We start from the raw sequence: 15,263 nt of genomic DNA on the forward strand, positions 1-15,263 counted from the left end.
ATTTTTATATGATATAATTAAGTATAGCATTGAGGAGTATGTTTTAATGTTATACAAATTTTCTGATAAAGTTTACTATACTAAGCATAGATTTACTTATTTAGAACCGGCTATTGGTTACATAAGAGGAGAAAATTTTTCTATAATGATAGATGCAGGTAATAGTAAAGAACAAGTAAAATTATTTTTTGACGAATTAAAAAAAGAAAAATTACCACATCCTACGTATGTAATATTGACACATCATCATTGGGATCATAGTTTTGGAGCTGCTTATACTGATTTACCTATTATTTCTAGTGTTAAGACAAATGATTATCTATTAGAAATGTCAAAATGGAATTGGGATTCTGCTAGCATCTCAGGACGTATTAGAAATAATATAGATACTCAATACAGTGTAGATGTTCTAAAAAAAGTTTATCCTAATATTGATGACATAAATATTAGGATACCTAATATAAAAAAATATGGAGATTTTAGTATGAATCTCGGAAATTTATTAGTATATTTTTATAATAATGATAATTCTCATTCTGATGATGCATTATTGATATACGTAAAAAGTGAAAAATTACTATTCTTAGGAGATAGCCATAGTAAAAGCTATAAAACTGTACCTTTATCTTTTGATAAAGCTAAACTATATGATTATATAAACTTTATAAACGATATAGACTTTGAATATGCTATACCTGGACACGGAAATATTATTTCCAAGCAGGAGCTAATCAGCTATTTAGAAGACGAATATAATAAAATTTAGGGAGGTGTAATAGATGAATTTAATAAATACTTTAATATATGTAGATTGGCTGTTACTAATTGTAATGTCATTAACCTTTTGTCAACAACTATTTTCAAAAAAATTTAATTTTTATGGAATTACTAGTATTTTGAGTTTAACGCTATATATAGCTTTACATATTTTACAAGAAGGTATTAATATATTTGTGTTGTTGTTATTCTTTGGTGGATTATCTTTAATTGTATTAGAGATGTTTATGCCTGGGGGGATTATAGGTACTATAGGAATAATTACAGTAGTATCATCAATAATAGCTATAAATAAAGAAACTCAAACTATTACGTTTATTATACTAAGTTCTATAATTGCATTCGTATTTTTATTTTTAATAAATGTTTATGTGTTTAAAAATAAATTAATTTTACTAAATAAGTTGGTTTTGTCTGATTCTATTTCTACAGCACAAGGTTATGTCGCTAAAGAAAGTCAATTAGACTTATTAGGGAAAGAACTAGTAGCATTTACAGACCTTAGACCATCTGGAACAGCAACATACAATAACGTTAAGTATGATGTTGTTACCGAAGGGGAATTTATAAATAAAGGTAGTAATTTGATTGTTACACATGTAGAAGGTATGAGGATAATTGTACAAAAAATATAAATAAGGAGATGATTATATGCCAGAAGCAATTTTTTTAGGAATTTCTATTATTGTAATAATAATAGTGTTATCGATATTTTTCACTTTCTTCCCATTAGGGCTATGGATTAGTGCCATAGCTGCAGGTGTTAAAGTGAGTATTTTCACATTAGTTGGTATGAGATTAAGACGTGTTGTACCTAGTAGAGTAATTAATCCTATGATTAAAGCTCATAAAGCTGGTTTAGAGGTTACTATTAATCAGTTAGAAAGCCATTATTTAGCCGGAGGAAATGTAGACAGAGTTATTAATGCATTAATAGCGGCTCATAGAGCTAATATTGTAAGTTTATCATTTGAAAGATGTGCTGCAATAGATTTAGCAGGTAGAGATGTTTTACAAGCAGTTCAAATGAGTGTTAATCCAAAAGTAATTGAAACACCTTATATTGCTGGGGTAGCAATAAACGGTATTGAAGTAAAAGCAAAAGCTAGGATTACAGTTAGAGCTAATATCGAAAGATTGGTAGGGGGAGCTGGAGAAGATACAGTTATAGCTCGTGTAGGAGAAGGTATTGTTTCGACAATAGGGTCTTCCGAGTCTCATACTGTAGTTTTGGAAAATCCTGATAGAATTTCAAAAACAATTTTAGACAAAGGATTAGATGCAGGTACAGCTTTTGAGATCTTATCGATTGATATTTTAGATGTTGATATTGGACAAAATATAGGAGCTAATCTTCAAACAGAACAAGCCATTGCAGACAAAAATATTGCTCAAGCTAAAGCAGAACAACGTCGAGCTATGGCGGTAGCCCAAGAGCAAGAGATGAAAGCTCGTATTCAAGAAATGCGCGCTAAAGTAGTAGAAGCTGAAGCAGAACTACCATTAGCTATGGCAAAAGCATTTAGAGAAGGAAATTTAGGTGTTATGGATTATATGAATTACAAAAACTTAGAGGCAGATACAGGAATGCGTGATTCTATAAAACGTATGTCACAATCAGAAGAACAAGAAAACAAATAATTAAATAGGGAGGAATAGTAATGAACCTTTTATTATTCTCTATATTCCCAATAATCATAATAATAGCGATAACTATTGCTAGTATTTACTTTAGTGATAGTAATAAATACAAAAAGAAACTTAGTAATAATGAACAAATTAAATTAGAACAATTAAGAGAAGAAGTTATTAAAAGAATTAAGGATATTAAATCTACAAATAAAAACGAGTTAAATGATGAAAATATAAAACTCCAAAAAGACTTAATTTCTACAATCAAAAAGCAATCCAAAGAAATACAAGGTCTTACTGATAGTTTGAGAAACTATAAAGATGATATGAATCTTAAGCATAGAAAGCAAATTATTAAAGATAAAAATATAAATTTAGTTTTTAATCAAAAAAATATTATTCGAGGATTGATAACTACTGAATATATTGAAAGAAAGAATAGGAGGTAGTTATATGTTTAATATTAGCTGGGGCACAATACTTTTTATCTTGAGTATATATCAGATTTATTCTAATTTTAAGAAAGATAAAAGTAATAGTAAAAAAATTAAAAAGAAAAAAAAGGTAGTTGTAGATAATAAACAAAAAAATTATAAAACATCTAATGATATATCTAAGACCATTGATATGGTAGAAAAAAGACCTAATCGAAAAATTTTTGTAGATAAAGAACGACAAATTTTAAAAGATAATGATTATACAATTTCTAGTTCACAATTAATTAATGATATTATTTTTTCAGAAATATTGAAAAAACCAAAAAGTAAAAGGTAATTAAAAGGAGTGGTATTATGAATAGATTATATAACTATATAGGTTATTGTACATATTCATTTTTGCCACTCTATTTGTTTATGCTATTTTATAATATTATTTTTATGAATTTGACAATGATATTTATATCAGTAATTTTAATTTTATTGAGCATTTTGTTTTTAATATGGATATTTATATGGAGTAAAACTAATATTTTTGTTTGTGATGGTAAAGAAATATCTAATGTTAGTATAATAGATATTAGATATTTTTTATTTTTTCTGTTGATTACAATGTTTTTAATAATTAAATTTGATGTTTTAGTATTACCATTTATTGTTTTGTCAGCTATTTTAATATTATATAGATTAGATTTTGTTTTTTTATCTTATGTACTTATTATTTTAGGTTATAAAGCATATAATATAAGAGGAAAATTAGTATATTCTAAAAAATCATTTAATGAATTAATGTTTTTATTAAAAACAGAAAAATATTTAGAAATAAAAGAAATTTCAAATAATATATATTTAGAAGATAAAAAACATAGTTTAAAACGATTATATTGCCTATAAACATTTTTAATAAAGGACTATCTTATATCTATTAAATGTGATATAATTTAGTGTATAATATAAAAAAATTTAAGGAGATAATTATGAGAATTGTTGATTTAATTGATAGTAAAAAGAAGGGATCAACATTATCTAATGAAGAATTAGATTTTTTATTAGATAACTATTTAGTAGGAAATGTTCCAGATTATCAAATGAGCGCTTTTTTAATGGCAGTATATTTCAATGGTATGACTGATGAAGAATTAGCTTATTTTACATTGAAAATGAGAGATTCTGGTGATACTATATTTTTTAAAAATATGAAGAAATATCTCGTAGATAAACATTCTACAGGAGGAGTAGGCGATAAAGTAACAGTAGTGCTAGGGCCATTGTTAGCAGCTGTTGGAATGGCAACAACTAAACTTTCAGGTAAAGGATTAGGACATACTGGAGGGACTATAGATAAATTTGAATCTATAGCTAATTTCAAATTTTCTAATAATAAAGATGAATTAGTTAGTATTGCTAATGAAACAGGTGTTGGTATTATGGGATATAGTGACAAAATAGTTCCTTTGGATAAAAAACTTTACTCATTAAGAGATGTGACTGCTACAGTAGATAGCATTCCATTAATAGCTAGTAGTATTATGAGTAAAAAGTTGGCAGTTCAATCTGACTTAATAATACTTGATGTAAAAGTTGGAGATGGTGCATTTATGAAAACTATAGAAGATGCTAGAGAGTTGTCAAGAAGAATGGTAAGTATAGGTAATTCCTTAGGAAGAAAAACTATAGCAGTACTAACTAATATGGAAGAACCTTTAGGAATAAATGTAGGTAATGCTAATGAGATTATTGAAGGAATAGAAGCACTATCTGGAAATTGGTCTGACGATTTAAAAGAGATAGTATATACTTTAGTATACTTAGCATTAAAAAATAAAGGTGAAGTTAGCAATTTTAAAGAAGCAGAACAAATTATTGATAAAGTTATAGAAGATGGAATAGCTTTGGATAATATGAAAAAATTTTTAAGAATGAGTGGTGCTAACGAAAATATAGTTGATGATTATACACTACTACCTATTGCTAAAAATAAGGTTAAAGTTGTTAGTGAACATTCTGGTTATGTTAGCAGTATAAGAGCAGAAAATATAGGAAAAGCCGCAATGATTATTGGAGCAGGACGAGAAACAAAAGAAGATGTAATTGATTATGCAGTAGGAATTACAATGCATAAAAAAGTTGGAGATTTTGTTGATAAAGGTGATGTTTTAGTAGAGATTCAATATAATGATGACAAAAATGTTGAGACAAGTAAAAAAATGGTACTAGATGCCTATATTCTCACTGACAAAAAAGTAGAAAATAAAAAAAATATTTTAGAAATAATTGAATAGGAGATAAATAATAATGAATATTAATAGATATATAGATCATACAGTTTTAAAAGCTACGACAACTAAGGACGAAATAAAAATTCTTTGTGAAGAAGCGAAAAAATATAATTTTTTTAGTGTTTGTGTAAATGGAAGTAATGTTAAGGAATGTTATAATTTATTATTAGGAACAGATGTTAAAGTAGCATCTGTTGTAGGATTTCCATTAGGAGCAATGACTACAACTGCAAAAGTTTTCGAAGCTAAAGAAGCTATTGAAAATGGAGCTAGTGAAATAGATATGGTTATCAATGTGGCACGTCTTAAAGAAGGTGATTATAATTATGTCGAAAATGAGATACGTGAAATAAAAGAAGCTATAGGCAACAATGTATTAAAAGTCATTATTGAAACTTGCTATTTGACTGATGATGAAAAAATTAAGGCTTGTGAGTTATCATTAAATGCTAAAGCAGATTTTGTAAAAACTTCTACTGGTTTTGGAAGTGGAGGAGCAACTTATGAAGATGTAAAACTAATGAAAAAAGTTGTAGGAAATAATGCTAAAGTTAAAGCAAGTGGAGGAGTAAGAGATAAAGAAACTGCCGAAAAATATATAGAATTAGGCGCAGAAAGACTTGGAACAAGCTCAGGTATAGCTATAATAGAAGGAACAGAAGGTTCAGGTTATTAATATAAATTAAAAGATATAGTTATTTTATAATAACTATATCTTTTTTAACCCCTTACATTTATTTTTTTTATAAAAAGTAGTATAATAAGTTTGTAAGGAGGGATGATGATATGGCAGAAATAAAAGTAGAACGAATAATTACTGATATGGTAGAAGAAAATTGCTATATAATTTATAAAGATGGCAGAGGAATTATAGTTGATCCAGGAGCAGGATTCAAAAGAATTGAAAGAACAATTAATAGATTAGAGGTGGACATAGAAGCTATAATTTTGACCCACGCACACTTTGATCATATAGCAAGTGTTGATGAATGTAGAAAAGTGTACGGTGTGCCTGTTTATATTTCTCCAAAAGAGAATGATTGGCTAGAATCTGGAGAATTAAATTTATCCTATACGTTTGGTTTAAGGGAAGAAATAGTTACAGATAAGGCAGAATTTGAATTTGAAAATTATAAAGATTATACATTAGCTGGTATGACATTTAAAGTTTTGCCGACACCTGGTCATTCGCCCGGGGGCTTGTCATTTGATTTTGGCGATTTTATAGTAGTAGGTGATGCTTTATTTAATGGAGGTTATGGGAGATATGATCTACCTGGTTCAAACTATGAAGAATTAAAAAATTCATTGCACAATGTTCTGTTTAAATTAGATGGAGATAAAATTGTATATTCTGGGCATGGATATCCTACAACGATTAGAAAAGAACGTGATTTAGGATTAATATAAGCTATGAAATATTATAGAGATATTAATATTTTATATTATTTAACTAAAAGATTGTTGTATTTTTTAATATCATTACTTGTATTTTTCTTTTTAACAAAAATATTTGATAATAAATTTTTAATATACGTATTATATTTGTTTTATACTTTAATGTTAATTGAATCATTAATATACTGTATTCTTTATAAAAAAATGCAGAGTAATTTTTTTACTATATTTAGTAATGATAATATATCTGTGTACAAAACTAAATATTTGCTAAAATTTAGTAAAGACGTTTTACCCACAAGAAATATATCATCGTATATAATAAGTCAAGGATTATTAATGAATAAATATAAATTTTCAAAAATAACAATTTTTACAAGTAAAAGTATTACTTATTTTTATGTGCAAGATAGGTATGTATATGAAATTGAAGATAAATTTAAAAAAATAATTTTAAAAGATATAAATAATTACGAGGTTAATGATTATGAAAAATAAAGATAAGAGAAAACTTAGTATATTTTTTGTAATTGAGGAATTATTTAAAAACTATAAAAATTATCTGTTTATTTTATTTATTGTAATTTCTGAATTTTATAAATTTAAATTACAAACAATTATAATTTATATATCTTTCGTATTATTTTATACGATACTAAAATACAGAAATATTTATTATGAGATACAGGATGATACTTTTATTTATAATTCTGGAGTTTCGGTTAAAGGAGTAAAATATATAAAGTTAAAAAATATATACAATATTGACACGACTGAAAATATTTTTTATCAAATTTTAGGCTTAGTAGCTCTAGATATTAATAGTATAGATGAAACAGTTAAATTAGGACCTATAACAAAAAGAGAAGCTAATAGAATTATTAATTTAATAAATTTAGATAATAAAGTTGATAAAAAGAAAAATCAAGATAATAAATTTAAGTTGAGCACTAAAGATCTATTAATATTAAGTTTATTAAAAAATAAAATATTAATTACAGTTACAATTATTTCTTCATTTTTTAACCAAATAGTAGATTTATTTGAAAAAATAATTGGAGTAAATTTAAATTTTAATTTTGATTATTACTTGGAACTTAGGAATTTTAGTGTTGCTGTATTTATATTAATAACAATAGTTATAATATTATGTTTGTATGTTGTTTCAATAGTTAGAACTTTTATATCTTTTAGAGGATTTGAACTTACTGAATATAACGATAATTTAATGTGTCGGTACGGAGTTATAAAAAAAAGAACTATAGTTATTCCAAAAGAAAAAATAGAAAAAGTAATTTTGACGCAAAGTCTACCATTTAAAATATTTGGATTAGCTAGTTTGAGTGTTGTTTTGGCCACAGGTGACATAAATGAAGATTTAGAAGTTATAAGAGATAAAGTAGTAATTATTCCCATAGCCAATAAACAATTTATAGATAATTTTACTAGTAAAGTTTTACATCTTGATTTAAAAAATAGTAATGATTATTTGTTAGACCAAAAAGCAAAATTTTTAATAAAAAGAAAACTAATTATTTTAAATATGTTATTTATATTTTTTGTTAATAGTTTTGTATATTATCTTGCAATTTCACGTAGTTATAGTATTAAAGAATTGTGTATAGCCTCTGTATGCATTTCTTTAGCTAGTATAGGATATAGCATAATTTACTATAAAGTTTTCATTAGCAATACTTTATATAAATTTAATAAAAATATAATAAATGTTTGTAGTGTTAAAAATTTAACTAAAATAGAAGAATATATGTATATAGAAAAAATTAGCAAATATTCAATAAACACAAATTTATTTTTAAAGAAAAATAATATAGGACATTTTATTATATTTACAGTAGGAAGTTTAGATATATCAAAAATAAAATATGTTAGTAAAGAAAGGGAGAAGGAACTTTCAAATAATATTTTAACTAATTAGAGGTTTTAGTATGAAATACAATGGTTATAATAAATTAGGTAGTAAAAGTTTAAAGGTTATGCTCATCAGTTATTCAATGTACATAATTGTAATATACACTATTTTATTAATCGGATTAACAATATTTAAAAATAAATATGAATTAATTGGAACTTTTTATAAATATATTATAGTGATTTTGGGAGTTTTACTAGTTTTTACAGAATTATTAATGGTTGTTGAAACATTGTTACATTATAGAAAGTATATGTTTAAAATAACAGAGTACGGAATAATTATAAAAAGTGGAATTTTTGAAAAAAGCAAAGAATTTATACCTTATAATATTATAAAGAATATTGAAATAAAACAAGGTTCTATTATGCGAAAATATAATTTATCTAATATAGAATTAAATAAAATAAATTATAATTCTACTTTAAAATATATTAATTCAAATGAAGTATATCAAATAAAAGATAAAATAATTTGTAATAAAGAAAAATATATGGAGAAAACTTAATACTTTATTTCTGTTTGAAATTTTATTGATTGAAATTAAAGGGTATTTTTTATGATTTATGGAATAGGATGCGATATAGAAGATATAAATAGATTTTTTAATTATATAGATAATGAAAAATATTTAAAAAAAATATATACAGATAATGAAATTAATCAATTATCTAATATAAAGAATAGGAGGAGGAAAGCAGAATTTTTAGCATCAAGATATGCGGTAAAAGAAGCTATGTCAAAAGCTTTGGGTGTCGGTATATCTAAATATTTTTCTTTTAAAGATGTGGAAATAACGAAAGATAATTTAGGGAAACCGACAATTATTTATAAAAATTTTATTACTAGTGTGACAATAAGTCATACAAAAACTACTACAGTTGCTTTTGTAGTATTAGAAAGGGAGGAGTAAGGTTATGATTAACGACAGACCAACATATTTAAAAGTAGATTTAGACAATATTTTATTTAATTACAACAGTATAAAAAACAACCTTAATAATAAGGAAGTAATGGTAATATTAAAAGCAGATGCTTACGGTTTAGGTGCTAAAGTAGTTGGGAACTATTTATATCAAAATAATGTTAAGATATTTGGAGTTGCGACTTTAGAAGAAGCATTAGAATTACGTTCTGTAGCAGAAGATAGTTTGATATTAGTTTTAGGAGTTACAAATCCTAAAAATATAAATATTGCGATAGAAAATAATATATCTTTATGTTGTCCATCAGTAAAATGGTTGATAGAATCTATTAAAAATATAAGCTGTAATAAAGAGAACTTAAAATTACATTTGAAGATAGATAGTGGTATGGCAAGAATAGGTATTAATAGTGAAAAAGAAGCAAAAGAAATAAACGATATTTTAATTTCTGAAAATATCGGATTAGAAGGAATTTTTACACATTATGCTAATGCAGATGCCAGTGATAATTCTTATGACTATTATCAGAGAGATGTGTTCGATAAGATAGTAAGTAATATAACTATTAAACCTACATATATGCATCAAGAAAATTCAGCGGCAACAATTAGATATGCTAAAGAATCATCTAATTTAAACTTAGTACGTGTAGGAATATCACTTTATGGTTCATATCCGAGTGAAGATATACAAAAAGAGACAGATATTGTTCTAAAAAATGTATCTTCGTTAATAAGTGAAGTTGTACATATTAAAGAAATAGCTGAACATTCAAAAGTAGGGTATGGATGTACTTATGAGAACGAGAAAAAAGAAACTGTAGCAACCATACCTATTGGTTATCGTGATGGAATATTACGCTTCTCTCAAGGATGGAAAGTTATGGTTAATGGAAAGTTATGTGAAATTGTAGGAAAAGTTTGCATGGATCAGTTAATGATAAAATGTGATAAAGATGTTTCTTTAGGAGATAAAGTTCTTTTTTATGGCATTTATAACAATGATTGTCTAGCAGTAGAAGAATATGCTAAATACTTAAAAACTATACCTTATGAAGTATATTGCTTAATAAGTAATAGAGTTCCTAGAAAGTACTATATAAATAATAAAGAGTTGGAGAAAATTAATTAATGTATGAAAAAATAACTACAGACTTGTCTAAATCTTTAAAGATTCAAGAAAAATATATAACTAATGTTTTAACATTACTTGAAGAAGGGAATACCATTGCATTTATAGCTCGTTATAGAAAAGAGATGACTAATTCTTTAGATGAAGTAGCTATAAAAAAAATTCAAGATGAATACAATTATTTAAAATCTTTGGAAGATAGAAAACAAGAAGTTATTAGGTTAATAGATGAAAAAGGATTATTAACAGAAGACCTAAAAAAAGAAATTTTAAAGCAAGAAAAATTACAAAGAGTAGAGGATCTTTATAGACCTTTTAAAGAAAAAAAGAGAACAAAAGCTACAATAGCTAAAGAAAAAGGAGTAGAACCTTTAGCTAAGTATATTTTGTCATTACCAAAAACTATAAAAGAATTAGAACTTGAATCTAAAAAATATATAGATGATAGCAAGGATATTTTCACTGAGCAAGATGCTATAAATTATGCACTTGATATTATCGCAGAAATAATCTCTGATAATGCTAAATATCGTGAGTATATTTTAGAAAACACGAAAAAATTTGGTCAAATAAATACTAAAGCTAAGAAAAATGTTGAAGAAAAAGATGTGAATAAGACATATTTTAACTATTATGACTATAGTGAACCTATTAATAAAATAGTTTCTCATCGAATATTAGCAATTAATAGAGCAGAGAAAGAAGATGTTGTGAAAGTATCAATATCCAACGACAAAGATAGGTTATGTAGCTTTATATTAAACTCAATATTAAGAAATAAAAATACCGAATTGGATAGTATTTTATTATCTTGTATAGAAGATGCTTTCAAAAGATTAATATTTCCTTCCGTTGAAAGAGAAATACGTTCTGATTTAACTACAAAAGCTGAAGAAGAGTCAGTCTTGGTATTTTCTGCAAATTTAAAACAACTATTACTACAATCTCCATTAAAAGAAAAAATAGTATTAGGTGTTGATCCTGCGTTTAGGACGGGATGTAAGCTAGCGGTAGTAGATGAATACGGAAATTTTATAACTAAAGAGGTTATTTATCCCCACAAACCTGCCAGTAAAGAGAAAATGGCACAAGCTAGTAGAGTTATAGTTGATATAATAAAAAAACATAATGTTAACTTAATAGCTATTGGAAATGGAACAGCATCTAGAGAAACAGAAACTTTTGTATATAATACATTGTCTAATAATAATTTAAAAATAGAATTTTGTATTGTTAATGAAGCAGGAGCTAGTGTTTATTCTGCTAGTGAGGTAGCCAGAGAAGAGTTTCCTGATTTCAATGTAGAAGAAAGAAGTGCGATATCTATAGCTAGACGTATTCAAGATCCACTTAGTGAACTAGTAAAAATTGATCCAAAATCAATAGGTGTAGGACAATATCAACATGATATATCTCCAAAATATTTAGAAAAAGAATTACAATTTGTTGTAGAAACTGCAGTTAATAATGTTGGTGTAGACGTAAATACAGCGTCAGAATCATTATTGTCATATGTATCTGGAATTAACAAAAATATTGCCAAAAATATTGTTCGTTATCGTCAAGAAAATGGAAAAATAATATCAATAAAAGAGGTAGAAAATGTACCAAGATTAGGAAAAAAAACATTTGAACAATGTGTAGGATTTTTGCGAATTAATGACGGTGAAAATATTTTGGATTCAACGGGAATTCATCCAGAGAGCTATCATATTGCAGAGTGCTTAATAAATAAATTTAATATTACAAAAGAACATATAGGAACAGAGTTATTAATTCACAAATTTGAAAATATAAATATAAAAGAATTAGCTGTTGAATTAGAATGTGGCTATGAAACGTTAGAAGATATAATTAAAGATCTAAAACAACCTATGCGTGATATTAGAGATGATTTCGACAAACCGTTATTAAAATCAGATATATTAACTATTGATGATTTAAAAATAGGAGATAAGATTAGTGGTACGGTAAGAAACATTACTCAATTTGGAGCTTTTATAGATATAGGTCTAAAACAAGATGCTATGGTTCATATTTCTAAAATAAGTAAAAAATTTATAAAAAACCCATTAGACATATTAAGTGTAGGAGAAATAGTAGATGTATATGTTTTGGAAATTGATAAAGATAGAGGTCGTGTTTCATTAACTATGTTAGAAAACTAGTTTATTATATTAAAGAATGGTGATGAGTTTGCTTATCACTATTTTTATTTTTTAATAATTTAATACAAAATAACTATTTTAGTGAGAAAAGTGGTATAATACATAATGTAGTTTTTATTTGAGGAGGTTATTTATGAAAAAGAAAAATTCATATCTTCCCAGTATAGATAGCTTACGTGCTATAGCGGTGATTTCTGTTATTATTTATCATTGTAGTGCCTCTTATTTACCAGGGGGATTTTTGGGAGTTGATTTATTTTTTGTTTTATCCGGCTATTTAATAAGTTCACTTTTAATAAAAGAGTTTAAAGAGAATGGCCGAATAAATTTAGTTAATTTTTATGTGAGAAGAGCTAGGAGATTATTACCGGCTGTATATTTAATGATAACTGCTGTTTTGATTATAATGGTGTTATTTAATAAAGTATTATTAGAAAAAAGTCATCTTGATGCTATTTTTGGATATATTTATGTGAGTAATTGGTGGTATATTTTTCATCAAGTAGATTATTTTGATAGTTTTGGATCTATAAGTCCATTTAAGCATCTATGGTCTCTTGCAATAGAAGAGCAATTTTATATGTTCTTTCCGTTGTTATTTATAGTTCTTAATCGACAAAATAAAGATAAAAAAATTACTAATATTTTTAAATATGGAGTTATATTATTAATTATTGTTTCATTGACTCTACATATAATATTGTTTGATATAAATAATATTAATCGTGTTTATTATGGGACGGATACTCGTATGTTTTCTTTATTAATAGGTGTATTGGGAGCCATAATATATCCTATGACAAATTTAAAAAGAAAAGTTACATTAAAAATAAATAGAATATATTCTTCTGTGGGAGCAACTGCTATATTATTATTCGTAAGTTTAATGTTTATAGTTAATGAGTATAGTACATTTTTATATTATGGAGGTTTTTTATTATTCTCTATTTTATTTTTATTAATAATTATAACTGTGGGGCAACAAGGAACATATATTTCTAGATTTTTATCATTTAAACCACTTGTTTACGTAGGTAAATTCTCATATAGTTTATACTTATGGCATTTTCCTATTTTAGTATTAACAACACCAGTATCAGAAATAGGTAGTCCTAATGTATTGTTTAATATTTTACGCGTTATATTGATATTTATTGTTTCTTATTTTAGCTATAGATTTGTAGAAATGCCTATAAGATACAAAGGATTTTCACAGTATATTACAGAATTAACTAATTCTTTAAAAAACTATACAAGTAATAAGAAAAAACAATTAATTACGTTAATATCAATATTAGCTGTTTTGTTTATTATGGGAATTTTTGGTAAAAGTGTTCCTATTATTTCTACTGCTTTTATAGATGATAGTATAAAAGAAAATGTAACAGAATTTAAAACAACTAATTCTAATACAAATTATGATGATAGTGATAACTCTACTAATGAAAAAATTAATGATGAAAATAAAATTTATAATAAATTATTAGTTATTGGAGATTCGTTAGCAGTGGATATAGGAAATAAAATTTCTAGTCAATATCCTGGAGCAGTTGTCGATGGGAAGGTAAGTCGTCAAGTTTATAATTCCTATTCGGTAGTTCAACAATATGAAAATTTAAACAATTCTGAAACTGCTGTAATATTCTTATTAGGAACGAATGGTCTTTTTACAGAAGATCAATTAGATAAGTTACTTAAATCTTTTGATAAGAGTGATATTTATTTCGTTAATGTAAAAGTACCAAGAAGTTGGGAATCAGCGGTCAATGCGACGTTAGATAATAGTAAGGATAAATATAATAATTTAACGGTATTAGATTGGAATACCTTATCAAAAAATCATCCTGAATATTTCTCTGCTGATAAGGTACATTTAACTGATGTAGGTTCAACAGCATTAGTTGACTTAATAAATAATAACTTAAAATATAAAATAGAGACTGCAGAAATGATAGAACTTAAGAAACAAGAAGAGCAAAGTTCTATAGAAAATAATTCTAATAATTAGAGTTAATTTTATTTACTATTTTAGAAATTATTGAAATTTGAACTATTTATTTTCATAAATATATTTTATCTAACATGATGTATAAATATAATCAAATATGTACTTGTATGTTTACTTAATCTAAGCGACAATAGTTTGATTTTTTTTTTGTATAATGGTATAATAATTTCTATGCCAATTTAACTGTTTATAGGAGGTATAATATGGCTATTGAAATAAAAAATAATTATGGAACAATTTTGATTACAGATGATGTTATTGCCTCAGTTGCTGGAGGAGCAGCTGTTAGTTGCTATGGTATAGTAGGGATGGCAAGTAAAAATCAAGTTAAAGATGGAATAACTGATATTTTAAAGAAAGAAAATTACTCAAAAGGTATAGTAGTAAATAGGAAAGATAATAGTGTAATTATTGATTTACATATTATAGTGATGTATGGAACAAAAATTTCTGCCATAGCTAGTAATGTACAATCTACTGTTAAATACCAAATAGAAAAAACTTTAGGAATGGAAGTAGATGGAATAAATATTCATATTCAAGGAATAAAAGTAGTTAATAATTAGGAGGATTAGTA

At 25.6% G+C, this 15,263-nt stretch carries 17 protein-coding genes; all 17 read left to right on the forward strand.

The features are described 5' to 3' along the window. Positions 1–46: 46 nt before the first annotated feature. A complete protein-coding gene (locus AC1XWJ_RS00965; RefSeq protein ID WP_483333929.1) occupies positions 47–766 on the forward strand; it encodes an MBL fold metallo-hydrolase in 720 nt (239 codons plus the stop codon). Positions 767–779: 13 nt separating this feature from the next. Next, a complete protein-coding gene (locus AC1XWJ_RS00970) occupies positions 780–1,412 on the forward strand; it encodes an NfeD family protein (protein ID WP_483333930.1) in 633 nt (210 codons plus the stop codon). Between the two features lie 16 nt (positions 1,413–1,428). Further along, the gene (gene floA, locus AC1XWJ_RS00975; RefSeq protein WP_483333932.1) at positions 1,429–2,418 is read left to right on the forward strand and encodes a flotillin-like protein FloA; all 990 of its coding nucleotides are present in this window, start codon (positions 1,429–1,431) and stop codon (positions 2,416–2,418) included. Positions 2,419–2,438: 20 nt separating this feature from the next. After that, positions 2,439–2,858 carry a hypothetical protein gene (locus AC1XWJ_RS00980; RefSeq protein ID WP_483333933.1) on the forward strand — a complete coding sequence of 140 codons (420 nt, stop codon included), beginning with the start codon at positions 2,439–2,441 and terminating at the stop codon, positions 2,856–2,858. A 4-nt stretch (positions 2,859–2,862) separates the two neighbouring features. Next, positions 2,863–3,183, forward strand: coding sequence for a hypothetical protein (locus tag AC1XWJ_RS00985; RefSeq protein ID WP_483333935.1), 321 nt, complete (start codon positions 2,863–2,865; stop codon positions 3,181–3,183). A gap of 17 nt (positions 3,184–3,200) precedes the next feature. Beyond that, positions 3,201–3,740 (forward strand): hypothetical protein, encoded by a 540-nt coding sequence (locus AC1XWJ_RS00990; RefSeq protein WP_483333937.1) that lies wholly within the window; start codon positions 3,201–3,203, stop codon positions 3,738–3,740. A gap of 83 nt (positions 3,741–3,823) precedes the next feature. Beyond that, positions 3,824–5,128, forward strand: coding sequence for a thymidine phosphorylase (locus tag AC1XWJ_RS00995; protein WP_483333938.1), 1,305 nt, complete (start codon positions 3,824–3,826; stop codon positions 5,126–5,128). Between the two features lie 13 nt (positions 5,129–5,141). Further along, complete coding sequence (gene deoC, locus AC1XWJ_RS01000; protein WP_483333940.1) at positions 5,142–5,801, forward strand: deoxyribose-phosphate aldolase; 660 nt, start codon at positions 5,142–5,144, stop codon at positions 5,799–5,801. 110 nt (positions 5,802–5,911) lie between these two features. Then, positions 5,912–6,535, forward strand: coding sequence for an MBL fold metallo-hydrolase (locus AC1XWJ_RS01005; RefSeq protein ID WP_483333941.1), 624 nt, complete (start codon positions 5,912–5,914; stop codon positions 6,533–6,535). 327 nt (positions 6,536–6,862) lie between these two features. Beyond that, positions 6,863–7,021, forward strand: a complete 159-nt coding sequence (locus tag AC1XWJ_RS01010) for a hypothetical protein (protein WP_483333942.1) — start codon at positions 6,863–6,865, stop codon at positions 7,019–7,021. Further along, complete coding sequence (locus AC1XWJ_RS01015) at positions 7,011–8,459, forward strand: PH domain-containing protein (RefSeq protein ID WP_483333943.1); 1,449 nt, start codon at positions 7,011–7,013, stop codon at positions 8,457–8,459. The genes AC1XWJ_RS01010 and AC1XWJ_RS01015 overlap by 11 nt, the downstream gene beginning before the upstream one ends. 10 nt (positions 8,460–8,469) lie before the next feature. Further along, positions 8,470–8,961, forward strand: a complete 492-nt coding sequence (locus AC1XWJ_RS01020; protein ID WP_483333945.1) for a PH domain-containing protein — start codon at positions 8,470–8,472, stop codon at positions 8,959–8,961. Between the two features lie 51 nt (positions 8,962–9,012). Beyond that, positions 9,013–9,366, forward strand: a complete 354-nt coding sequence (gene acpS, locus AC1XWJ_RS01025) for a holo-ACP synthase (protein ID WP_483333947.1) — start codon at positions 9,013–9,015, stop codon at positions 9,364–9,366. A gap of 4 nt (positions 9,367–9,370) precedes the next feature. Continuing rightward, positions 9,371–10,510, forward strand: a complete 1,140-nt coding sequence (gene alr / locus AC1XWJ_RS01030) for an alanine racemase (protein WP_483333948.1) — start codon at positions 9,371–9,373, stop codon at positions 10,508–10,510. Beyond that, positions 10,510–12,678, forward strand: coding sequence for a Tex family protein (locus AC1XWJ_RS01035; RefSeq protein ID WP_483333950.1), 2,169 nt, complete (start codon positions 10,510–10,512; stop codon positions 12,676–12,678). The genes alr and AC1XWJ_RS01035 overlap by 1 nt, the downstream gene beginning before the upstream one ends. A gap of 133 nt (positions 12,679–12,811) precedes the next feature. After that, positions 12,812–14,686 (forward strand): acyltransferase family protein, encoded by a 1,875-nt coding sequence (locus AC1XWJ_RS01040; RefSeq protein ID WP_483333951.1) that lies wholly within the window; start codon positions 12,812–12,814, stop codon positions 14,684–14,686. Between the two features lie 203 nt (positions 14,687–14,889). Then, complete coding sequence (locus AC1XWJ_RS01045; RefSeq protein WP_483333952.1) at positions 14,890–15,252, forward strand: Asp23/Gls24 family envelope stress response protein; 363 nt, start codon at positions 14,890–14,892, stop codon at positions 15,250–15,252. Positions 15,253–15,263: the final 11 nt, after the last annotated feature.

The organism is Gemelliphila sp. 1F1, from assembly GCF_056897515.1.

Excerpts from the sequence above, each read along its gene's own strand:
- AC1XWJ_RS01045 (WP_483333952.1), top strand. The coding sequence starts at position 14,890 with ATGGCTATTGAAATAAAAAATAATTATGGAACAATTTTGATTACAGAT.
- AC1XWJ_RS00995 (WP_483333938.1), top strand. The coding sequence starts at position 3,824 with ATGAGAATTGTTGATTTAATTGATAGTAAAAAGAAGGGATCAACATTA.
- acpS (WP_483333947.1), top strand. The coding sequence starts at position 9,013 with ATGATTTATGGAATAGGATGCGATATAGAAGATATAAATAGATTTTTT.
- AC1XWJ_RS01040 (WP_483333951.1), top strand. The coding sequence starts at position 12,812 with ATGAAAAAGAAAAATTCATATCTTCCCAGTATAGATAGCTTACGTGCT.
- AC1XWJ_RS01035 (WP_483333950.1), top strand. The coding sequence starts at position 10,510 with ATGTATGAAAAAATAACTACAGACTTGTCTAAATCTTTAAAGATTCAA.
- AC1XWJ_RS01015 (WP_483333943.1), top strand. The coding sequence starts at position 7,011 with ATGAAAAATAAAGATAAGAGAAAACTTAGTATATTTTTTGTAATTGAG.
- alr (WP_483333948.1), top strand. The coding sequence starts at position 9,371 with ATGATTAACGACAGACCAACATATTTAAAAGTAGATTTAGACAATATT.
- AC1XWJ_RS00970 (WP_483333930.1), top strand. The coding sequence starts at position 780 with ATGAATTTAATAAATACTTTAATATATGTAGATTGGCTGTTACTAATT.
- AC1XWJ_RS01010 (WP_483333942.1), top strand. The coding sequence starts at position 6,863 with ATGAATAAATATAAATTTTCAAAAATAACAATTTTTACAAGTAAAAGT.
- deoC (WP_483333940.1), top strand. The coding sequence starts at position 5,142 with ATGAATATTAATAGATATATAGATCATACAGTTTTAAAAGCTACGACA.
- AC1XWJ_RS00985 (WP_483333935.1), top strand. The coding sequence starts at position 2,863 with ATGTTTAATATTAGCTGGGGCACAATACTTTTTATCTTGAGTATATAT.
- AC1XWJ_RS01005 (WP_483333941.1), top strand. The coding sequence starts at position 5,912 with ATGGCAGAAATAAAAGTAGAACGAATAATTACTGATATGGTAGAAGAA.
- AC1XWJ_RS00965 (WP_483333929.1), top strand. The coding sequence starts at position 47 with ATGTTATACAAATTTTCTGATAAAGTTTACTATACTAAGCATAGATTT.
- floA (WP_483333932.1), top strand. The coding sequence starts at position 1,429 with ATGCCAGAAGCAATTTTTTTAGGAATTTCTATTATTGTAATAATAATA.
- AC1XWJ_RS00990 (WP_483333937.1), top strand. The coding sequence starts at position 3,201 with ATGAATAGATTATATAACTATATAGGTTATTGTACATATTCATTTTTG.
- AC1XWJ_RS01020 (WP_483333945.1), top strand. The coding sequence starts at position 8,470 with ATGAAATACAATGGTTATAATAAATTAGGTAGTAAAAGTTTAAAGGTT.
- AC1XWJ_RS00980 (WP_483333933.1), top strand. The coding sequence starts at position 2,439 with ATGAACCTTTTATTATTCTCTATATTCCCAATAATCATAATAATAGCG.